Origin of the sequence: Brachybacterium halotolerans subsp. kimchii, from assembly GCF_020792675.1 — a bacterium.
Lineage (GTDB): Bacteria > Actinomycetota > Actinomycetes > Actinomycetales > Dermabacteraceae > Brachybacterium > Brachybacterium halotolerans.
Genome location: NZ_CP086254.1, coordinates 3,766,567 through 3,788,563, shown reverse-complemented (window position 1 = coordinate 3,788,563; position 21,997 = coordinate 3,766,567). Strand labels below are relative to the sequence as shown.

Genomic DNA, 21,997 nt, shown 5'->3' with positions numbered 1-21,997 from the left:
CCTCAGAGGTCGCTCAGGTATCGCGGTCGACGAGTCCTCGTGTGAAGTCGATCAAAGCACGGCGAGCGGGGAGGTCCGGCAGTGCGCCCAGGATCTCGATGGCCTCGCCGACGAGCGCATGGGCCATGTCGAGGGTCGTCTCGAGGGAAGGGTCCTCGCGGAGGAGGCCGACGAGCGCGGCGAGGTCATCGTCATCGCTCAGGTCCCCGTCGAGCCGGTCGACGATGTCGCGCGTCCGCGCGTCCGGATTCTCCTGCAGGCGCCTTCGGATCAGCAGCGTCGGCATCGTGGGGACGCCCTCACGCAGATCCGTGCCCGGGTTCTTCCCGGAGGTCTGGGAGTCGCTGCGGAGATCGAGGACGTCGTCGGCGAGCTGGAAGGCGACGCCCGCCTTCTCCCCGTACGCACGCATGATCGAGGCGACCTCGTCCCCAGCGCCTGAGGTGAGCGCACCGATCTCCCCGGCGACGGAGAGCAGCGATGCGGTCTTGTCAGAGAGGACGGAGAGGTAGTGCTCGAAGGGGTCGGCATCGTCCGCGGGACCGACGGTCTCGTGCAGCTGGCCCAGGCACAGGCGCTCGAAGGTGTGGGCGTGAAGGGCGACGATATCGGCGCCGAGCTTTGCACTCAGGGCGCTCGCACGGGCGAACAGGAAATCCCCGGTGAGGATGGCGACCGAGTTGCCCCAGACCTCGTGGGCGCTCGCGGTTCCTCTCCGCGTGGGCGCCGAGTCCATGACGTCATCGTGATAGAGCGAGGCCAGGTGCGTCAGTTCGACGAGGGTGCCGGCGTCGATCACGGCGTCATCCTCGATGTCGCCCATCGAGGCAGCCAGGAGCACCACCAGGGGGCGCAGTCGCTTGCCGCCGGCGTCCATGAGGTGACGGGACGTCCAGGACATCATGTCGTCGGAGACCGCGACGGTGTCCGTCAGCCTCTTCTCAACGCGCGCGAGGCCGGAGAGCACCGCTCCTGCGAGTTCGTCGTCGACGTCAGGGAGTGACGAGAGGGCAGATTCCACGATTCGTCCTCTCGCACGGGGTCACGGCCACGGGTCCCCACGCTCGCGAGGACCCTCACGATTCTAGCCCCGGGGGCATCAGAGCAACCACCTTCAGCCTCCCGGCATGCACCACACCACACGCACACGACGGGACTCGCCTGCCAGTTCTCAACGCGGGCCTCACCCCGGCTCGAGAACAGGATGGGGCTGCGCCAGGGCGTCCAGTCCGCTGTGGAGCCGCCGACTCCGGATCAGACGCATCGGTGGCACACGGAGAGACGGGAACCAGCCGGAGACATGGAAACGTATGGCTGCAGAAAAGGGTTGTGGCTCGTCACCGCGCTCCACCCGAACCCACAACATAGGTTCGGGGAGCTGCTCGTGACGAGCCACAACCCTCATTCACAAAGGAATGTCCGGCGGCGTCCTACTCTCCCACACCCTCCCGGGTGCAGTACCATCGGCGCAGAAGGGCTTAGCTACCGGGTTCGGAATGGAACCGGGCGTTTCCCCAACGCTATGACCGCCGTAACACCACGAGACAACACCAGCCCACCACACCCCTCACTTCGAGGGATGCGCGGGGTTGTTTCCCGAGAACCACACAGTAGACGCGAGCACAGCACACAACTCTCAATTTTTGTGTTGATAAGTCATCGGCCATTAGTACCAGTCAGCTCCACACATTACTGTGCTTCCACATCTGGCCTATCAACCCAGTCATCTCCTGGGGGCCTCCCACACCACAAGGGTGCACGGATATCTCATCTTGAAGCAGGCTTCCCGCTTAGATGCTTTCAGCGGTTATCCCTTCCCGACGTAGCCAACCAGCCATGCCCTTGGCAGAACAACTGGCACACCAGAGGTCAGTCCATCCCGGTCCTCTCGTACTAGGGACAGGTCTTCTCAAATATCCAACGCGCGCAGCGGATAGGGACCGAACTGTCTCACGACGTTCTAAACCCAGCTCGCGTACCGCTTTAATAGGCGAACAGCCTAACCCTTGGGACCAACTCCAGCCCCAGGATGCGACGAGCCGACATCGAGGTGCCAAACCATGCCGTCGATATGAGCTCTTGGGCAAGATCAGCCTGTTATCCCCGGGGTACCTTTTATCCGTTGAGCGACACCCATTCCACAATGAGGTGCCGGATCACTAGTTCCTGCTTTCGCACCTGCCCGACATGTCTGTCTCGCAGTCAAGCTCCCTTGTGCACTTACACTCAACACCTGATTGCCAACCAGGATGAGGGAACCTTTGAGCGCCTCCGTTACTCTTTAGGAGGCAACCGCCCCAGTTAAACTACCCATCAGGCACTGTCCCTGATCCGGATCACGGACCGAGGTTAGGAATCCAGAACGACCAGAGTGGTATTTCAACAACGACTCCACACGAACTAGCGTCCATGCTTCCCAGTCTCCCACCTATCCTACACAAGCCGTCCCGAACACCAATACCAAACTATAGTAAAGGTCCCGGGGTCTTTCCGTCCTGCTGCGCGTAACGAGCATCTTTACTCGTAATGCAATTTCGCCGAGTTCGCGGTTGAGACAGTGGAGAAGTCGTTACGCCATTCGTGCAGGTCGGAACTTACCCGACAAGGAATTTCGCTACCTTAGGATGGTTATAGTTACCACCGCCGTTTACTGGGGCTTAAATTCTCAGCTTCGCACCACAAGGGCGCTAACCAGTCCTCTTAACCTTCCAGCACCGGGCAGGCGTCAGTCCGTATACAGCGTCTTACGACTTCGCACGGACCTGTGTTTTTAGTAAACAGTCGCTTCTCCCTGGTCTCTGCGGCCCTCACAGCTCTCACTGCTCAGGCCCCCCTTCTCCCGAAGTTACGGGGGCATTTTGCCGAGTTCCTTAACCACGATTCTCTCGAACGCCTCGGTATTCTCTACCTGATCACCTGAGTCGGTTTCGGGTACGGGCGACCGTATTCGTCACGCCGGAACTTTTCTCGGCAGTACAGGATCACTCACCTACGCCCATACGGGATCCCCATCACGTCTCACCCCATACGGCACCGCATTACCGGTGCGCGGGCTGCACGCTTAGACGGACTATTCCATTAAGTCCGCGGAAGCTACCTCACTGCGTCATCCCATGCGCTGACCTACTACATGCTTGGTTCCCAGCCTCACCCCCACCCACATCCCGAAGGACATGGAGGAGACTCGGGTGGTTAGCATCACACGCCTCGGTATGGGTCCTCCTACGATCGGTTCGGGAATATCAACCCGATGTCCATCGACTACGCCTGTCGGCCTCGCCTTAGGTCCCGACTAACCCAGGGCGGATTAACCTGGCCCTGGAACCCTTGATCAATCGGCGGACGGGTTTCTCACCCGTCTTTCGCTACTCATGCCTGCATTCTCACTCGTGCAGCCTCCACCACTGGGTTACCCCGCAGCTTCACAGTCTGCACGACGCTCCCCTACCCACCCCGGCAAAAACCGGAGTGACACAGCTTCGGCGGTGTACTTGAGCCCCGCTACATTGTCGGCGCAGAATCACTTGACCAGTGAGCTATTACGCACTCTTTCAAGGGTGGCTGCTTCTAAGCCAACCTCCTGGTTGTCTCAGCAACTCCACATCCTTTTCCACTTAGCACACGCTTAGGGGCCTTAGCTGATGTTCTGGGCTGTTTCCCTCTCGACGATGAAGCTTATCCCCCACCGTCTCACTGCTGCGCTCTCACGTACCGGCATTCGGAGTTTGGTTAAGGTCAGTAACCCGGTGGGGCCCATCGCCTATCCAGTGCTCTACCTCCGGCACGAAACACGCAACGCTGCACCTAAATGCATTTCGGGGAGAACCAGCTATCACGAAGTTTGATTGGCCTTTCACCCCTATCCACAGGTCATCCCCTCCATTTTCAACTGAAGTGGGTTCGCGCCTCCACGCGGTCTTACCCGCGCTTCACACTGCCCATGGATAGATCACTTCGCTTCGGGTCTAGAGCCGGCGACTGAACGCCCCGTTCAGACTCGCTTTCGCTACGGCTACCCCACACGGGTTAACCTCGCCACCGACCACTAACTCGCAGGCTCATTCTTCAAAAGGCACGCCGTCACCCCGTAAGGCTCCGACGGATTGTAAGCACACGGTTTCAGGTACTATTTCACTCCCCTCCCGGGGTACTTTTCACCTTTCCCTCACGGTACTTGTCCGCTATCGGTCACGAGGTAGTATTCAGGCTTACCAGGTGGTCCTGGCAGATTCACACCGGATTTCACGGGCCCGGTGCTACTCGGGAACAGCGTCACGCCACACACCACTTTCGTCTACGGGAGTCACACCCTCTACGCCACCGCACTCACCACGGCTTCGACTAGCAGCATGCCAAACGTCGACCCTCCGGCAGAAGAATCAGACACGTCCCAACAACCCCGAACCTGCAACCCCTGCCGGGTATCACACAGATCCGGTTTAGCCACCTCCGCTTTCGCTCGCCACTACTCACGGAATCACTATTGTTTTCTCTTCCTGTGGGTACTGAGATGTTTCACTTCCCCACGTTCCCTCCACACCACCTATACATTCAGTGGCGGGTACCAGAGCATGACCCCTGGTGGGTTTCCCCATTCGGACATCCCCGGATCACAGGTCGGTTGTCACCTCCCCGAGGCTTATCGCAGACTCCTACGTCCTTCATCGGCTCCTCGTGCCCAGGCATTCACCGTGCGCCCTTGAAGACTTAGGCAACACAAAAAAATATCACAAAGACACTAAAAATTGCTTACAAGATGCTCGCGTCCACTATGCAGTTCTCAAAAAACAACCCCACACCACCACAACCCACCAACCGGCAGATCATGACGGGGAGGACCAGCCACACACCCACACCCCCCACAAGAGGGGCAGGGCTGCGTGCAGCCTCAAAACCCAATAGCGTGCCTCCACCTCAAACCCACCAGCCAGACCATCCGTTCCATCCCCCGAAGAGGAGTACTACGACAGCCACACGACCAGCGAGCGAAGCGCCCATCCGTTGATGTTCCACCCATGAGCAACCACCCCCACCACGAACGGGCAGGCAAGCGGCCACCAATACTGGTGATGCTCCTTAGAAAGGAGGTGATCCAGCCGCACCTTCCGGTACGGCTACCTTGTTACGACTTAGTCCCAATCACCGATCCCACCTTCGACGGCTCCCCCCACAAGGGATGGGCCACCGGCTTCGGGTGTTACCGACTTTCGTGACTTGACGGGCGGTGTGTACAAGGCCCGGGAACGTATTCACCGCAGCGTTGCTGATCTGCGATTACTAGCGACTCCGACTTCATGGGGTCGAGTTGCAGACCCCAATCCGAACTGAGACCGGCTTTTTGGGATTCGCTCCACCTCACAGTATCGCAACCCATTGTACCGGCCATTGTAGCATGCGTGAAGCCCAAGACATAAGGGGCATGATGATTTGACGTCGTCCCCACCTTCCTCCGAGTTGACCCCGGCAGTCTCCCATGAGTCCCCACCATCACGTGCTGGCAACATGGAACGAGGGTTGCGCTCGTTGCGGGACTTAACCCAACATCTCACGACACGAGCTGACGACAACCATGCACCACCTGTGCACCAGTCCAAAGAAGGCCACATCTCTGCAGCTGTCCAGTGCATGTCAAGCCTTGGTAAGGTTCTTCGCGTTGCATCGAATTAATCCGCATGCTCCGCCGCTTGTGCGGGCCCCCGTCAATTCCTTTGAGTTTTAGCCTTGCGGCCGTACTCCCCAGGCGGGGCACTTAATGCGTTAGCTACGGCGCGGAAAACGTGGAATGTCCCCCACACCTAGTGCCCAACGTTTACGGCATGGACTACCAGGGTATCTAATCCTGTTCGCTCCCCATGCTTTCGCTTCTCAGTGTCAGTAATGGCCCAGAGACCTGCCTTCGCCATCGGTGTTCTTCCTGATATCTGCGCATTTCACCGCTACACCAGGAGTTCCAGTCTCCCCTACCACACTCTAGCCTGCCCGTACCCACCGCACGCCCGAGGTTGAGCCTCGGGTTTTCACGGCAGACGCGACAAGCCACCTACAAGCTCTTTACGCCCAATAATTCCGGACAACGCTTGCGCCCTACGTATTACCGCGGCTGCTGGCACGTAGTTAGCCGGCGCTTCTTCTGCAGGTACCGTCACTCTCGCTTCTTCCCTGCTGAAAGAGGTTTACAACCCGAAGGCCGTCATCCCTCACGCGGCGTCGCTGCATCAGGCTTTCGCCCATTGTGCAATATTCCCCACTGCTGCCTCCCGTAGGAGTCTGGGCCGTGTCTCAGTCCCAGTGTGGCCGGTCGCCCTCTCAGGCCGGCTACCCGTCAACGCCTTGGTGAGCCACTACCTCACCAACAAGCTGATAGGCCGCGAGTCCATCCCCCACCGAAAAACTTTCCAACACCCACCATGCAGTAGGTGCTCATATCCGGTATTAGCCCCGATTTCCCGAGGTTATCCCGAAGTGGAGGGCAGGTTACTCACGTGTTACTCACCCGTTCGCCACTAATCCAGCCGTGCAAGCACGGCCATCATCGTTCGACTTGCATGTGTTAAGCACGCCGCCAGCGTTCGTCCTGAGCCAGGATCAAACTCTCCATCAAAAAATGAAAAACTATAATCCCGACAAAACAAACGACTAGCACATTCATATAAATCTGCTACATCATCCGTCATGCCAAAACAAAAAATTTGGCATCAACAAACAGACACGCTATTGAGATCTCAAACAACACGCGCACACCGTGGCAACCCAGATCCTGGGTTGTGTCAGGGGCTCGATGCGCCGTCCGCGGTGCGGCCCGACTCTCCGTCGGGGAGGCGCGAGGCTCAACTGTAGTCGAAGCTCCTCGCCTTCCGCAAGTCCTCCAGAGGGATCTGCGCCACATCGTGGTGCGGGTCCCGGGAGGTCCGGTCCAGCTCGTCCCCGCTCCTCGGTACCGGCGTCGTCCCGAGCCCCTGGGGGCCGGTCCTCCGTCGTTGTCCTCGTTGCGGCGACAAGGAAGACATTAGGCGGCCGCGAGGTGGCCGGTCAATTCGGGGCGAGGGTCCCGCTGTGACCCCGTGACCGCGTGTCCTCGCAGGTGACGGGCGTTTGTGAACGCCCATGCCGCCCCTGTGCCGGGGCGTGTGAGCTGCGAGTGGGCACGGCATCACATCGGTGCTCCCGGTGCTGCGCGACCCGGTATGCGGAAGGGCCGGGCCCCGACATGTGTCGGGACCCGGCCCTCGTGATGGCCCGGCTGTGGCAGGAACCCTGCGGGCTGCGCCGGCGCGGGCCGTCGGCCGTCGCGCCGTTCAGCGGTCGAGTCGTCGAGCCCTGTCGCCGTTCAGCCGTTCAGCCGTTCAGCCGTTCAGCCGCACCATCGCCGCAGCCTTCCGACCGCGACGCACCAGCACGTACCCGCCGGGCAGGGGCGTCACCGCCTCGGAGAGGGCGCGCTCGACGCCCTCTGCGTCGACCTTCTCGCCGTTCACGGTGAGCGACCCTTCGGCTGCGGCCCGTCGGACCTGGGACTTCGAGGTCATGATGCCCACCGCCGTGAACGCGTCCACGAGGGCGGTCGTGCCGGGCAGCTCGACCGTGGTGAGCTCTCGGGCGATGGCATCGAGCGTCGGCTCCTCGAGATCGCGCACCTCTCCCCTGCCGAACAGCACGGCCGCTGCGGCCTCCGCCTGGCGCGCGGCTTCGGCTCCGTGCACGAGGGTCGTGAGGTCGTCGGCGAGGGCCTTCTGGGCCCGGCGCCGATGCGGCTCGTCCTGCGTCGCCTGCTCGAGCTCGGCGATGTCCTCCTGGCCGCGGAAGGTGAAGTAGCGCAGGTAGTTCACAACGTCCGCGTCGGCCGCATTGAGCCAGAACTGATGGAACGCGTACGGGCTCGTGAGCTCGGGATCGAGCCAGACGGCGCCGCCCTCGCTCTTGCCGAACTTCGTGCCGTCGGCCTTCGTGACCAGGGGCGTGGTGAGGGCGTGGGCGTCCTTCCCCTCGACCTTGTGGATGAGGTCGACCCCGGAGATGAGGTTGCCCCACTGGTCGTTCCCGCCGAACTGGAGGCTGACCCCGTGGCGCCGGTACAGCTCCAGGAAGTCGATGCCCTGCAGCACCTGGTAGCTGAACTCGGTGTAGCTGATGCCCTCGTCGCTCGCGAGACGCCGCGCGACAGTCTCCTTCGCGAGCATCGTCCCCATGCGGTAGTGCTTGCCCACGTCCCGCAGGAACTGCAGGGCGCTCATCTGCCCGATCCAGTCGAGGTTGTTGACCATCTGCACGCCGGAGGGCCCCTCGAGGTCGAGGAACCGCGAGATCTGGCCGCGCAGGGAGTCCACCCAGCCGGCGACGACGCTCTCGTCGTTCAGCACCCGCTCCCCCGACATCCGCGGATCGCCGATCAGTCCGGTGGCGCCGCCGACCAGCGCGTAGGGCCGGTGACCGGCGAGCTGGAAGCGGCGCATGGTCAGCACCTGGGTGAGGTGGCCGACGTGGAGCGAGGCGGCGGTGGGGTCGAAACCGCAATACAGGCTGATCGGTCCATCCGCGAGTGCTGTCCCGAGCGCCTCGCGCCCGCTGGTCTGCACCACGAGCCCACGCCAGGTGAGCTCGTCCAGGATGGTCTGCATCGATCAGGTCCTCTCGATCGGTCCGTTCGCGGCGCCCGGGCGGGCGCCGCGGTCATTCTCCCCCACCGACCGCGCCGGGCGCGACGGAGTTCTCGGGTGCCGCCCCCGGGTGCCGCCCCGGGCGTCGGCCCGAGCGCCGACCCAGGAACCCGCTCTCAGGCGCCGCGGGTGAAGGCGCGCAGGCCCTCGACCGCCGCGTCCAGCGCGTCCTCCTGCTCGGCGACGCGCGCGGGGGCGGTCCCGCCCTTCGCATCGCGCGAGCCGATCGAGCCCTCCACGCTCAGCACCGCGCGGACGGACGGATCCAGGTGCTCCGAGATGCTCGCGAACTCCTCGTCCGTGAGGTCCCACAGCTCCTTGTCCTGCTCCTCCGCGGTCTTCACGCAGGCGCCCGAGATCTCGTGCGCCACCCGGAAGGGGACGCCGCGGCGCACCAGGTGATCGGCGATGTCGGTCGCGAGCGAGAAGCCCTGCGGGGCCAGCTGCTCCATGCGCTCGGTGTGGAACACCAGCGTCGCCATCATCCCGGTGAACGCAGGGAGCACGAGGCCCAGGGAGTCGACCTGGTCGAAGACTGGCTCCTTGTCCTCCTGCAGATCCCGGTTGTACGCGAGCGGCAGCGCCTTGAGCGTCGCGAGCAGACCCGTGTGGTCCCCGAGGATCCGCCCCGCCTTGCCGCGCGCGAGCTCGGCGATGTCCGGGTTCTTCTTCTGCGGCATGATCGAGGACCCCGTCGAGAAGGAGTCGTCCAGGGTCAGGAAGGAGAACTCCTTCGTGTTCCACAGGATCACCTCCTCCGCGAGACGCGAGAGGTCGATCCCGACCATCGTCAGCACGAAGGAGAACTCGGCCGTGAGGTCGCGCGAGGCGGTGCCGTCGATCGAGTTCCACACCGAGTCCTCGAACCCCAGGTCCGCCGCCACGGCCTGCGGGTCCAGTCCGAGGCTCGAACCGGCGAGAGCACCCGAGCCGTAGGGCGAGACCGCGGCGCGGGCGTCGAGATCGCGCAGGCGCTCGACGTCGCGCAGCAGGGGCCAGGCGTGGGCGAGCAGATGGTGGCTCAGCAGCACCGGCTGCGCGTGCTGCAGGTGCGTGCGGCCCGGCATCGCCGCGCCGTGCACCTCCCGCGCGCGCTCCAGCAGCACACCCACCAGGTCGAGGACCTGGTCACCGACGATGCGCGCGCTGTCGCGGATGAACAGCCGGATGAGCGTCGCGATCTGGTCGTTGCGGGAGCGGCCCGCGCGCAGCTTGCCGCCGAGCTCGTCGCCCGCGCGCTCGATGAGCCCGCGCTCGAGCGCGGTGTGCACGTCCTCGTCGTCCTCGGCCGCGGCGAACGCGCCCGAGGCCACGTCGGCCGAGAGCCGGTCCAGGGCATCGTGCATCCGTGCGAGCTCGTCATCGCTCAGCAGGCCCGCCGCGTACAGGACCTTCGCATGGGCCTTCGAGCCCCGCAGGTCGTACTGCGCGAGCTTCCAGTCGAAGTGCGTGGACTTCGAGAGCGCCGCGAGCGCCGCCGCGGGGCCGGAGCCGAAGCGCCCGCCCCAGAGCGCGGCACCGGCGGACGAGGGCGCGCCGTCGGGCACGCCCTGGCCGTCGGCCGCCGGACCTGCGGAGGACGAGGCGGAGCCCGTCACTTCGATCCCTCGTCGGCGGCGTCGACGTCCTCGCCGTTGCCGAAGGCGACGTCGCGGGCCGCGGCCTGCTTGGCGGCGAGGCCGTAGATCTCGATGAAGCCCTTGGCCTGCGACTGGTCGAACTGGTCGCCCTCGTCGTAGGTCGCCATCGAGAAGTCGTAGAGCGAGGACTCCGAGCGGCGGCCGGTGACCGTCGCGCGGCCGCCGTGCAGGGTCATCCGGATGTCCCCGGTGACGTAGCGCTGGGTGTCGTCGATGAAGGCGTCCAGCGAGCGCTTGAGCGGGGAGAACCACTGGCCGTCGTAGACCATCTCGGTCCAGCGGTCGCCGACGCTGCGCTTGAAGCGGGCCTGCTCGCGCTCGAGGGTCACGCGCTCGAGCTCCTGGTGCGCGGTGATCAGCGCCATCGCGCCGGGGGCCTCGTAGACCTCGCGGGACTTGATGCCCACCAGGCGGTCCTCGACGATGTCGATGCGGCCGATGCCCTGCGCGCCGGCGCGGGTGTTGAGCTCCTGGATGGCCTCGAGCGCGCTCACGCGGCGGCCGTCGATCGCAACCGGGACGCCCTGCTCGAAGGAGATCACGACCTCGTCGGGGACCGGCGGGAAGGCCGGGTCGTCGGTGTAGTTGAAGACGTCCTTGGTGGGCTCGTTCCAGATGTCCTCGAGGAAGCCGGTCTCGATGGCCCGGCCCCAGACGTTCTGATCGATCGAGAACGGGTTGTGCTTCGTGGTCGCGATCGGCAGGTTCTTGCGCTCGGCGTACTCGATCGCGCGGTCGCGGGTCAGCGCGAGGTCGCGCACCGGGGCGATGCACTTGAGCTCGGGCGCGAGCGAGGTGATGGAGACCTCGAAGCGCACCTGGTCGTTGCCCTTGCCGGTGCAGCCGTGGGCGACGGTCGAGGCGCCGAACTTCTTCGCGGCCTTCACCAGGTGCTTGGTGATCACGGGGCGGGAGATCGCGGAGACGACGGGGTAGGCGTCCATGTACAGCGCGTTCGCCTTGAGGGCGGGCATGCAGTACTCGTCGGCGAACTCGTCACGGGCGTCGGCCACGTAGGCCTCGACGGCACCGCAGTCCAGGGCTCGCTGGCGGACGACCTCGAGGTCCTCTCCGCCCTGGCCGACGTCGACCGCGCAGGCGACGACCTCGGCGCCGGTGGCGTCGTGGATCCAGCCGATGGCCACGGAGGTGTCGAGGCCGCCGGAGTAGGCGAGGACGATGCGTTCGGTCACGGGTGATGCTCCTTCGTGAGGGGTGGAAGCGGGTGGGTGCGTCGGCGCGGGGCCGACGGCGGTCGGGTCGGGGCGGGGCCGGTGCTGCGACGGGTGCGTCCCTGCCGACGGAGGTCCGGAGTCATTGTCCCCCGGCGCGGGCTCGGCTCAGGGCGCGGTCCGCGTGGTGTCGACGTCGGCGTCGGGCGGCTCGCCCTCGCCCCGTCGGCCCTCGGCGAGGGCCAGGAGGCGGGCGGCGATGGCGTCGGCCGCCTCGTTGTCGCGGGCCACGAGCAGCACCGTGTCGTCGCCGCCGATCGAGCCGACGAGCTCGGGCAGCACCGAGCGGTCGATCGCGGAGGCGAGGAACTGGGCGGCGCCCGGCGGGGTGCGCAGCACGATGATGTTCTGCGCGACGTCGGCCGAGGCGAGGAGCTCCTCGATCAGCCGGCGCAGCCGGGCCCCGATCAGCTCGGTGCTCGACACCCGGCGCGTGCTCCCGGGGTCTCCCCCGTCGGCCGGCACCTGGTAGACGAGCCCGCCGCCGCTGCCGCGGACCTTCTCGGCGCGCAGCTCGACGAGGTCGCGCGAGAGAGTCGCCTGGGTGACGTCGATGCCGCATTCGCCGAGCAGGTCAGCGAGCTGCGCCTGCGAGGAGACCTCGCGGGTGGTGAGCAGCTCGACGATGCGCTCCTGGCGGGCGGTCTTCGTCTGCGCGAGCGTGCGCGGGTGGTCCGTGGTGCTCATCGCTGCCCCAGGGGTCGCGCGTGCGCCGCGGAGGCCTCGTCGGGATGCTCGAGAAGCCACGTCAGCAGCGCCTTCTGGGCGTGCAGGCGGTTCTCCGCCTCGTCCCAGACCACCGAGCGGGGCCCGTCGATCACGGAGGCCTCGACCTCCTTGCCCCGGTACGCCGGCAGGCAGTGCAGGAAGATCCCGCCCGAGCGGGCCATCAGCGACTCGGTCACCGCGTACGGGGCGAAGGTCTCCTCGCCGCGACCGCCCTCGCCCTCCTGGCCCATCGAGACCCAGGTGTCGGTGATGACGGCGTCGGCCTTCTCGACCGCCTGCGCGGGATCGTCGGTGATGGTGACCCTCCCTCCGGTCTCGCGTGCGATGGCCTCGGCGTCGCGGACGACGGGGGCGGCGGGCAGGTGGCTCGCCGGCGCCGCGATGCGCACGTCCATGCCGGCGGTGACCCCGCCCAGCAGGTAGGAGTGCGCCATGTTGTTCGAGCCGTCGCCGAGATAGGCCATCGAGCGCCCCTCGAGCGCCGCGTCATCGGCTCCGAGACCACCCGTGTGCTGGGCGATCGTGAGCAGGTCCGCGAGGATCTGACAGGGGTGGAACTCATCGGTCAGCGCGTTGATCACCGGGACGGTCGCATAGTGCGCCATCTCCTCGATGCGGGACTGGCCGAAGGTGCGCCAGACGATCGCCGAGACCTGCCGGGTCAGCACGCGGGTGGTGTCGGCGATCGACTCGCCGCGGCCCATCTGGCTCGTCGCCGCGTCGAGCACGAGCGGACTGCCGCCGAGCTCGGCGACGCCGGTCGCGAAGGACACGCGGGTGCGGGTCGAGGACTTGTCGAAGATGACGGCGACCGTGCGCGGCCCCTCGAGGGGCCGACGGGCGAAGCGGTCCTCGCTGAGCGCCTGGGCGAGCTGCAGCACCTGCTTCTGCTCGCGCGGGCTCAGGTCGTCGTCGCGCAGGAAGTGACGGGGCATCTCAGGACCTCTTCTCGGTGGTCGCGGTCTCGGTGGTCTCGGTGTCGGCGGGTGCGCTCGCCGCGTCGAGCAGCCCGGGCAGGGCGTCGACGAAGGCGTCGAGCTGGTCGCTCGTGATGATGAGCGGCGGGGCCAGGCGCAGCGTGCGCGGGTTCGCGGCGTTGATGATGAACCCGGCCTCGAGCGCCGCGCTGACGACCTGCGGAGCGATGGGGTCGGCGAGCGCGATCCCCCGCAGCAGGCCCTCGCCGCGGATGCCGAGCACGCGCGGATCGGTCGCTGCGAGCTCGCGGATGCGGTCCGCGAGGTGCCCGCCCGTGCGCCAGGCGCTGCCCAGGAGATCGTCCTCGGCGATGGTGCCCAGCACGCTGAGGGCGACCGCCGCGCCGAGCGGGTTGCCGCCGAAGGTCGTGCCGTGCTGGCCGGGCTGCAGGAGGGCGCGCGCCCGAGGGCCGTAGGCGATCACGGCTCCGATCGGGAAGCCGCCGCCCAGTCCCTTGGCGAGGGTCATGACATCGGGCACGACCCCGTCGACCCCCTGGTGGGCGAACCAGTGCCCGGTGCGGGCGATGCCGGTCTGCACCTCGTCGAGGATCAGGAGGGTGCCGTGCTGCGTGGTCAGCTCCCGGGCCGCCCGGAGGTACTCGGGGTCCAGCGGGACCACGCCCGCCTCGCCCTGGATGGGCTCGAGGAACAGGGCCCCGACGTCGCCCGGGGCGAGGGCGCGGGCGAGCGCGTCGGTGTCGTTCGGGGGCACGAACTCGACGCCCCCGGGCAGGGGCTCGAAGGGGGCGCGGTAGGCCTCCTTGTGGGTGAGCGCGAGGGCCCCCATGGTGCGGCCGTGGAAGGCGTTCTCGAGGGCGAGGATCCGCGGGCGCTCGGTGCGCCGCGCGAGCTTGAAGGCCGCCTCGTTGGACTCGGTGCCCGAGTTCGTGAAGAACACGCCCGAGCCCTCGGGGGCCCGCGCGAGGCGCAGCAGCGTCTCGGCGAGCTCGATCTGGGTGGGCGTCGCGAAGAAGTTCGAGACGTGCGCGAGCGACTCGACCTGCTTGGTCATCGCGGCGACCAGCGAAGGATGCGCGTGGCCGAGCGCGTTCACGGCGATCCCGCCCAGCAGGTCCAGGTACTCCCTGCCCTGGGCGTCCCACACGAGCGCGCCCTCTCCGCGCACGAGCACCCGCTGCGGCGTGCCGAAGACGCCGAGCATCGAGCGGGAGTAGCGCGCGGCGAGGTCCTCGCCGTCGGCCGCCTGCTCCTCTGCGATCCGCTCAGACATAGTCGTCCCTCCTCACCATCGTGCCCACGCCCTTGGCGGTGAACACCTCGAGCAGCACCGCGTGCGCGATCCTGCCATCGGTCATGGCCGCGGTGCGCACTCCGGCGTCCACGGCGTCCAGCAGCGACTCCGCCTTCGGGATCATGCCCGCCGTCAGCGAGGGCAGCATCTCGCGCAGGGCGCTCGCGCTGATCTCGGGGATCAGGGAGTCGCGATCGGGCCAGTCCCGGTACAGCCCCTCGACATCCGTGAGGACGACGAGCTTCTCGGCGTCGAGCCCCGCGGCCAGGGCGGCCGCCGCGAGATCGGCGTTGATGTTCAGCACCGCTCCCGTCGGCCGCCCGCCGGCGTCGATCTCCGGGGCGATCGAGGAGACCACGGGGATCCGTCCCGCATCCAGCAGGTCCTGGATCGACTCCGGCCGCACCTGGGTGACCGCGCCGACGTGCCCGAGGTCGAGCTCCTCGCCGTCGACCAGGGCGCCGCGGCGGCGCGCGGAGAACAGGCGGGCGTCCTCGCCGGACATGCCGATCGCATAGGGCCCGTGCTCGTTGATGAGGCCGACGAGCTCGCGGCCCACCTGGCCCACGAGCACCATCCGCACGATCTGCATGGTCTCCTCGTCGGTCACCCGCAGACCCGCGCGGAAGGCGCTCTCGACGCCGACCCGCTCGAGCATCGCGTTGATCTGCGGGCCGCCGCCGTGGACGACGACGACGTGGATGCCGGCATGGCGCATGAAGACCATGTCGGCCGCGAAGGCGCGGCGCAGCTCGTCGTCGATCATGGCGTTCCCGCCGTACTTGACGACGACGATCTTGCCCATGAAGCGCTGCATCCAGGGCAGGGCCTCGATGAGGATCTCGGACTTCGCGCGGGCGTCGGCCTGCGCGGGCGTGAGGTCCCCGAGGGGGTTCTTGGAGTCCGCGAGCGGCGCGGCGGGCCCGGTCGAGCTGGTGGATCCGGGCGCGGCGGGCCCGGTGGAGCCGGCAGCACCGGGCGCGCCGGACGGAGTGGAGGTCGTCTCGGTCATGAGGAGTAGGCGCTGTTCTCTTCGACGTAGTCGTGGGTGAGGTCGTTCGTCCAGATGTCGGCGTCGGCCTCCCCCGCTCCGAGGTCCACCTCGAGGAGGGTCTCGCGCGGGGTCATGTCCACCAGGGAGCGGTCCTCGTGGGCGCCGCCCTCGCGGCAGACCTGCACGCCGTTCACGTGCACGGACAGGGCATCGGGGTCGAAGGGCGCGACCTCCTCGGGCACGCAGCCCGCGGCCGAGACGATCCGCCCCCAGTTCGGGTCGTTGCCGAAGACCGCTGCCTTCACGAGGTTCGAGCGGGCGATCTCTCGGGCGACGGCGAGCGCGGCGTGCTCGCTGGTGGCGCCGGTGACGACCACGTGCACGTCGTGGCTCGCGCCCTCGGCGTCGGCGACGAGCATGCGGGCGAGGGAGGCCGATGCCTCCCGCAGGGACTCGGCGAGCTCGGCGGCGCCGACCTCGATGCCGCTCGCGCCCGAGGCCAGCAGGATCACGGTGTCGTTCGTGGACATGCAGGCGTCCGAGTCGACCCGGTCGAAGGTGGTGCGGGCGGCCTCGCGCAGGGCGGAGTCGGCGACGTCTGCGGTGACGACGGCGTCCGTGGTGAGGACCACGAGCATCGTCGCGAGCTGCGGGGCGAGCATCCCCGCCCCCTTGGCCATCCCGCCGATGCGGGCGCCCGAGGGCGTCGTGATCTCGACGGCCTTCGGCACGGTGTCCGTGGTCATGATCGCGCGCGAGGCGTCGGCCCCGGCGTCGGCCCCCGGATCCAGGGCGTCGCGGGCGCTCATCGCGCCCCCGAGGACCGCATCCATCGGCAGGCGCTCGCCGATCAGCCCCGTCGAGCAGACCAGGACGTCCTGGGCGGAGATCTCGAGGAGCGCCCCGACGTGCTCCGCGGTGCGGTGGGTGTCGGCGAACCCCTCGGGGCCGGTGCAGGCGTTGGCTCCGCCCGAGTTCAGGATCACGGCGCGGGCACGGCCGTCGGCCACGGCCTGGCGGGACCACTGGACCGGCGCGGCCTGCACGCGGTTGGAGGTGAAGACGGCGGCCGCGACGTCGAGCGGCCCCTGGTTGAGGACGAGGGCGAGATCCGCGGCGGCGGACGCCTTGATGCCGGCGGAGATCCCGGCGGCGAGGAATCCCTCGGGGAAGGTGACGGACATGGTGTGTCTCCCGTGGTGCATGAGAGGCGGACGATGGAGGGGCGCCGAGGGGCGCGGGCGCTCAGGGCGCGAGGGCGGTGCGCGGCAGGCCCAGGGTCTCCGGGAGGTCGAGGGCGATGTTCATGGACTGCACGGCGGCGCCGGCGGTGCCCTTGACGAGGTTGTCGATCGCGGAGATCACCGTGACCTGCCCGCTTCGTCGGTCCACGGTCGCGCCGATGCGCACCGTGTTCGCCCCGACCACCTGCTGGGTGCTGGGGACGGCCCCGGCGGGCAGGACGTGCACGAACGGCTCGTCCGCGAAGTCCGCGCCGAGAGCGTCCAGGAGCGCCTGCTCGGTGACGCCGTCGCCCGCGGGCGCGGTCACCACGGCGAGGATGCCGCGCGTCATGGGCACGAGCACGGGGGTGAACGTGAGGCGCGCATCGGCGGTGCCGGAGGTGCGGCGCAGGTTCTGCAGGATCTCGGGGATGTGCCGGTGCGTGCCGCCGACGCCGTATGCCGCGGCGCCGCCAGCGGCCTCCGCGAACAGCAGGTGCTGCTTGGGGCTGCGGCCCGCGCCCGAGTAGCCGACCGGGAGGACGGCGCTCAGTGCGCGATGGTCGACGAGGCCCGCGCGCACGAGCGGCGCGAGGGCGAAGGTCACCGCGGTCGCGTTGCAGCCGGGCACGGCGATCTCACGGGCGGTGCGCAGCAGGTCGCGCTGGCGGGGAGCGGCGTCGGCCGATTCCTCCGATCCCTCGGCGACCAGCGGCAGCTCGGGCATGCCGTAGGTCCACGTCCCCGAGTGCTCCCCCGCGTAGTAGTCGGCCCAGTCCTGGGCGCTCTCGAGCCGGTGGTCCGCGCCGAGGTCGACGACGAGCACCTCGGGATCGCTCGCGCGCAGCTGGGCGGCGATCTGCCCGGACTGGCCGTGCGGCAGGGCCAGCACGACCACGTCGTGGCCCGAGAGGTTCTCGACGGTGGTGTCGACGAGCTCGAGATCCTCGTCCAGGTGCACGTGGGGCGCGACCTCGCTGAGGCGCTTGCCGACGCTCGAGTGCGCGGTCACGGTGGTGACGTCGATCCGCGGATGGTCCGCGAGGATCCGCAGGGTCTCGCCGCCCGCGTACCCGGAGGCGCCGACGACCGCGGCGCGCAGACGCGCAGGGGCGTGCGGGGTGTGCGGTGCGGGCGCGTCGAGGGCTGCGGAGGACGTCATACGCAGAACTATACAGAAGGATGCATAGTCACGCACATCGGGGTGAGGGTGGGGCGGTCCCGGGCGGGGTGGTTCCGGGCGGGGTGGTTCCGGGGAGGGTGGGGCCGCGTGGGGTCGACGCCGACACGGCGCCACCGGGAACTCCTGCAGCGACCGAACGCAGAAGCGGAGCGCGACCTTGGGGTCGCGCTCCGCCTCCGTTCACCGCTCAACAGCACCTTCCGAGCGGCCTCACGCTGTGCTCACGCCCTCAGCACGCCGCCCACGGCGTTCGCGACGGCCTGCACGCAGCGCTCGCGCGCCGCCCCGATCTCCTTCGCGGACAGCGTGCCCTCCTGCGAGCGCAGCCGCACCGCGAAGGCCAGCGACTTCCTGCCCTCGCCGACCTGGTCGCCCGTGAAGACGTCGAACAGGTGCACGCTCTCGAGGACGTCGCCGATGCCGGCGATAATCGCGGCCTCGACGGCGCTCGCGGGGACGGAGTCCTCGACGACGAACGCGAAGTCCTCCTTCGCGAGCGGGTAGGTCGAGACGGGCTCCGCGGACACGACCGCGGGGGCCGCGGCGATGACCTGCTCGAGGTCGAGCTCGATCGCGCAGGTGCGTGCGGGCAGGTCGAAGCCCTTCACGACCTTCGGGTGCAGCTCGCCCGCGTACCCGACCACGGTGCCGTCGACCGTGCGCAGCTCGGCGCAGCGGCCCGGATGGAAGGGCGCGTGCTCGCGGCCGCGCACCTCGAGACGGGCGCCGACGGCGGCCGCCGCACGGTGGGCGAGGTCGATCGCATCGGCCCAGTCCCAGGGCCTGCCGCTCCCCCACCACGAGTCCGGCCCGCTGGCTCCGCCGAGGATCGCGGCGAGGTGGCGCGCCTGCACGGGCATGGCCGCCTGCACGGCCTCGAGCTGTGCGTCCGTGGGGCGCTGCGCGGCCGGCAGCGGCGCGATCGGGCCCGATCCCGCGCGGGAGACGGCGTCGACCTCGAAGAGGGCGAGCGACTCCTGGCCACGGCCCAGGTTCCGCCGTGCCACGGGAAGCAGGGTCTGCAGCAGCTCGGTGCGCAGCAGCGGCTCGTCGTCGGCCAGGGGGTTCAGCAGGCGCACCGCGTCGCGGCGCGGGTCATCGGCCCCGTAGCCGAGCTCGTCGAACACGCCCTGCGGCACGAACGGGAAGGAGAGGACCTCGGCGAGACCGGCCTCGGCGAGCGCGCGGGCCGCGAAGCGGCGGCTCTTCTGCGCGCGGGTGAGGCCCGCTCCGCCGGGTGCCTGCGGCAGCACCGAGGGGATCTGCTCGTAGCCGAGGAGACGCGCGATCTCCTCGATGAGGTCCTCGCGGATCCTGAGGTCGGGGCGCCAGCTGGGCGGGGTGACGAGGAAGCTCGGCCCGCCGTCCGCCGACCCCTCGGCGGAGCCGTCGCCCACCGGGCCGTCCTCGACCGTGCAGCCGATCTTCTCGAGCGCCTCGCGGACCTGCGCGCTCGTGTACTCGACGCCCACGAGCCGCGTGGGCGCGCCGACCTCGAGGACGATCGCGGCCGCCCCCTGCGCGGACTCCGCGCCGACGTCGGTGCGGGCGGCGGAGACCATCCCGCCGCCGTGCTCGGCGAGCAGCTGCGCTGCCCGGGTGACGGCGATCGCGGGCAGCTGCGGATCCACGCCGCGCTCGAAGCGCTTGGAGGCCTCGCTGGGCAGGCGGTGGCGGCGCGCGGAGCGGGCCACCGTGACCGGGTCGAAGCTCGCGGCCTCGAGGACGACGTCCGTGGTCGCGGCCGAGACCTCGGTCGAGGCCCCGCCCATGACGCCCGCGATGCCGATCGCGCGGTCGCCCGCGCCCGCGTCGGCGATCACGAGGTCCTCGGGATCCAGTGCCCGGGGCTTGTCGTCGAGGGTCCCGAGCTTCTCGCCCGCGTGCGCGCGCCGCACCGTGATGGGCGCGACGAGCTCGGCGGCGTCGTAGGCGTGCAGGGGCTGGCCCAGATCCAGCATCACGTAGTTCGTGACGTCCACGATGAGCGAGATCGGGCGCATGCCCGCGAGCACCAGGCGCTGCTGCATCCACCGCGGCGCATGGGCGGTCGGGTCGATGCCCGTGACCTCCTGCGCGACGAAGCGGGTGCAGCCGGGGCGGCCGTCGATCGGTGCCTCGTCGGACAGGCGCACCTCGACGCCCGGCCCGTCGGCCGCGGGGACCTCGACCTCGAGGGCGGGATCGGTGAAGGCCTCGCCGGTGGCGTGGGCGTACTCGCGGGCCACCCCGCGCATCGAGAAGGCGTAGCCGCGGTCGGGCGTCACGTTGATCTCGACGACCTCCTCGCCGAGGCCCAGCAGCGCGATCGCGTCGTCCCCGGGCTCGCCGGTGAGGCCGCGGGCGTGGCCGCGGCCCAGCACGATGATGCCGTCCTCGCCGTCGGGATCCGGGCCCAGGCCCAGCTCGTCGCCCGAGCAGATCATGCCGTCGGAGACGTGGCCGTAGGTCTTGCGGGCGGCGATCTCGAACGGCCCGGGCAGCACGGTGCCGGGCAGAGAGACGACCACGAGGTCGCCCTCGACGAAGTTGTGGGCGCCGCAGATGATGCCGCGGCTCGGGCGCTCCTCGCCGGGCTGGGGATCCTTCGGGTCGTCCTGCGCCTCGTTGTGCTCGGGGCCCACGTCGACACGGCACCAGTTGATGGTCTTGCCGTTCTTCTGGGGCTCCTTGACCAGGTCCAGGACGCGGCCGACGACCAGCGGCCCGGTGACCTGGGTGCCGAAGATCGCCTCCTCCTCGAGGCCGACGCGCGAGAGGTCGGTCGCGACCTGCAGGGCGCTCGCGCCCTCGGGAAGGGTCACGTGCTGGGCGAGCCAGGTGAGCGGAATGCGGGGCATCTCAGATCTCCGTCCCGTAGTGCTGGGAGAAGCGGACGTCGCCCTCCACGATGTCTCGCATGTCCGCGCCGTTGCGCAGCATGAGGATGCGCTCGATGCCGAGGCCGAAGGCGAAGCCCTGGTACTCCTCGGGGTCCACGCCCGCCGAGCGCAGCACGTTCGGGTGGACCATGCCGCACCCGCCCATCTCGATCCAGCCGGTGCCGCCGCACACGCGGCAGGCCGGGTCGGCGTCGTGGTCCAGACCCAGTCGCGCCTCGCAGCTGAAGCAGCGGAAGTCCATCTCCGCGCTGGGCTCGGTGAACGGGAAGTGGTTCGGGCGCAGGCGCGTGATCGGGCGCCCGCCGAAGATCGCGGCGGCGAAGGCGTCGAGCGTGCCGACGAGGTTCGCCATGGTCAGGTCCTTGTCGATCGCGAGGCCCTCGACCTGGTTGAACATCGGCGAGTGGGTCGCGTCGAACTCGTCCGCCCGGTACACGGTGCCCGGGCAGGCGATGTACAGCGGGGCGCCGCGCTCGAGCATGGCGCGGATCTGCACCGGGGAGGTCTGCGTGCGCAGCAGCAGGCCCGAGTCCTCGGGTGCGACGTACAGGGTGTCCTGCAGCGAGCGCGAGGGGTGGTTCGGGTCGGCGTTCAGGGCGTCGAAGTTGAACCAGCCGGTCTCGATCTCCGGGCCCTCGGCGATCTCCCAGCCGATGCCGACGAAGAAGTCCTCGATGCGGTCCTGGAGGGTGCGCATGGGGTGACGGGCGCCGCGCGGACGACGATTCACGGGCACCGTGACGTCGACCGTCTCGCGCGCGAGCGCGGCCTCCTCCTCGGCCTCGGCGAGCTCGGCCTGGCGGGCCGCGAGCGCCTGCTGGACGCGGCCCTTCGACTGGCCGACGAGCTTGCCGGCGAAGGCCTTCTGGTCCTTGGGCAGGTCCCGGATCGAGGCGTTCGCGCGCGAGAGCACGCTCGCGTCGCCGACGTGGTCGATGCGGACCTGCTTGAGCTCGGCGGTGCTGCCCGCCGACGCGATCGCGGCGAGCGCGGCGTCGACGGCGGCGCCGATCGTCGGCTCGTCGATCGTGACGGCCGCGGGGTCGGGGCTGGGAGGTGTCTCGGACACGGGTATCGCTTTCGTCCGGTGGGCTGATGTGCGGGTGGCGCGCCGCGGGGGATCGCCCGTCGGCCCCGCCGCACCGCGGACCATTCTAGGAGGGCTGCGCGCACCGCGCCGACCCGCCCGCAGGAGGGCTCGTCGGGCGGACCCGGCCGATAGGCTGGC

The 21,997-nt window shown here is 68.5% G+C and carries 12 protein-coding genes and 3 rRNA genes; all 15 read right to left on the bottom strand.

The annotated features are described in order from the left end of the window. Nucleotides 1–13: 13 nt before the first annotated feature. The 15 genes from Bra3105_RS16940 to pheS all read right to left on the bottom strand — a co-directional run bounded on the left by Bra3105_RS16940 (nucleotide 14) and on the right by pheS (nucleotide 21,838). Complete coding sequence (locus Bra3105_RS16940) at nucleotides 14–1,021, bottom strand: polyprenyl synthetase family protein (RefSeq protein ID WP_228357847.1); 1,008 nt, start codon at nucleotides 1,019–1,021, stop codon at nucleotides 14–16. A gap of 396 nt (nucleotides 1,022–1,417) precedes the next feature. Continuing rightward, a 5S ribosomal RNA gene (gene rrf, locus Bra3105_RS16935) occupies nucleotides 1,418–1,534 on the bottom strand. A 113-nt stretch (nucleotides 1,535–1,647) separates the two neighbouring features. Further along, nucleotides 1,648–4,714: ribosomal RNA gene (locus Bra3105_RS16930) — 23S ribosomal RNA — on the bottom strand. A gap of 366 nt (nucleotides 4,715–5,080) precedes the next feature. Beyond that, nucleotides 5,081–6,601: ribosomal RNA gene (locus Bra3105_RS16925) — 16S ribosomal RNA — on the bottom strand. Together the 16S, 23S and 5S rRNA genes form the textbook arrangement of a ribosomal RNA operon. Nucleotides 6,602–7,343: 742 nt before the next feature. Next, nucleotides 7,344–8,615: a tyrosine--tRNA ligase gene (gene tyrS / locus Bra3105_RS16920; RefSeq protein WP_228357846.1), complete on the bottom strand. Its 1,272-nt coding sequence runs from the start codon at nucleotides 8,613–8,615 to the stop codon at nucleotides 7,344–7,346. Nucleotides 8,616–8,770: 155 nt separating this feature from the next. Then, complete coding sequence (gene argH / locus Bra3105_RS16915) at nucleotides 8,771–10,252, bottom strand: argininosuccinate lyase (RefSeq protein WP_407650886.1); 1,482 nt, start codon at nucleotides 10,250–10,252, stop codon at nucleotides 8,771–8,773. Continuing rightward, a complete protein-coding gene (locus tag Bra3105_RS16910; protein WP_228357845.1) occupies nucleotides 10,249–11,487 on the bottom strand; it encodes an argininosuccinate synthase in 1,239 nt (412 codons plus the stop codon). Before Bra3105_RS16910 ends, argH begins: the two co-directional genes overlap by 4 nt. Nucleotides 11,488–11,634: 147 nt before the next feature. Next, complete coding sequence (locus tag Bra3105_RS16905; RefSeq protein WP_200501715.1) at nucleotides 11,635–12,213, bottom strand: arginine repressor; 579 nt, start codon at nucleotides 12,211–12,213, stop codon at nucleotides 11,635–11,637. Continuing rightward, a complete protein-coding gene (gene argF, locus Bra3105_RS16900; RefSeq protein ID WP_228357844.1) occupies nucleotides 12,210–13,190 on the bottom strand; it encodes an ornithine carbamoyltransferase in 981 nt (326 codons plus the stop codon). Before argF ends, Bra3105_RS16905 begins: the two co-directional genes overlap by 4 nt. A 1-nt stretch (nucleotide 13,191) precedes the next feature. Then, on the bottom strand, nucleotides 13,192–14,466 hold the full coding sequence (locus tag Bra3105_RS16895; RefSeq protein ID WP_200501717.1) for an acetylornithine transaminase: 1,275 nt from the start codon (nucleotides 14,464–14,466) through the stop codon (nucleotides 13,192–13,194). Continuing rightward, nucleotides 14,459–15,499, bottom strand: coding sequence for an acetylglutamate kinase (argB, locus tag Bra3105_RS16890; protein WP_228357843.1), 1,041 nt, complete (start codon nucleotides 15,497–15,499; stop codon nucleotides 14,459–14,461). Before argB ends, Bra3105_RS16895 begins: the two co-directional genes overlap by 8 nt. Continuing rightward, nucleotides 15,496–16,665, bottom strand: a complete 1,170-nt coding sequence (gene argJ / locus Bra3105_RS16885; protein WP_228357842.1) for a bifunctional glutamate N-acetyltransferase/amino-acid acetyltransferase ArgJ — start codon at nucleotides 16,663–16,665, stop codon at nucleotides 15,496–15,498. Before argJ ends, argB begins: the two co-directional genes overlap by 4 nt. A gap of 61 nt (nucleotides 16,666–16,726) precedes the next feature. After that, nucleotides 16,727–17,866 carry an N-acetyl-gamma-glutamyl-phosphate reductase gene (argC, locus tag Bra3105_RS16880; protein WP_228357841.1) on the bottom strand — a complete coding sequence of 380 codons (1,140 nt, stop codon included), beginning with the start codon at nucleotides 17,864–17,866 and terminating at the stop codon, nucleotides 16,727–16,729. Nucleotides 17,867–18,108: 242 nt separating this feature from the next. Further along, nucleotides 18,109–20,727: a phenylalanine--tRNA ligase subunit beta gene (gene pheT, locus Bra3105_RS16875; RefSeq protein WP_228357840.1), complete on the bottom strand. Its 2,619-nt coding sequence runs from the start codon at nucleotides 20,725–20,727 to the stop codon at nucleotides 18,109–18,111. 1 nt (nucleotide 20,728) lies between these two features. Beyond that, a complete protein-coding gene (gene pheS / locus Bra3105_RS16870) occupies nucleotides 20,729–21,838 on the bottom strand; it encodes a phenylalanine--tRNA ligase subunit alpha (RefSeq protein WP_228357839.1) in 1,110 nt (369 codons plus the stop codon). Nucleotides 21,839–21,997: the final 159 nt, after the last annotated feature.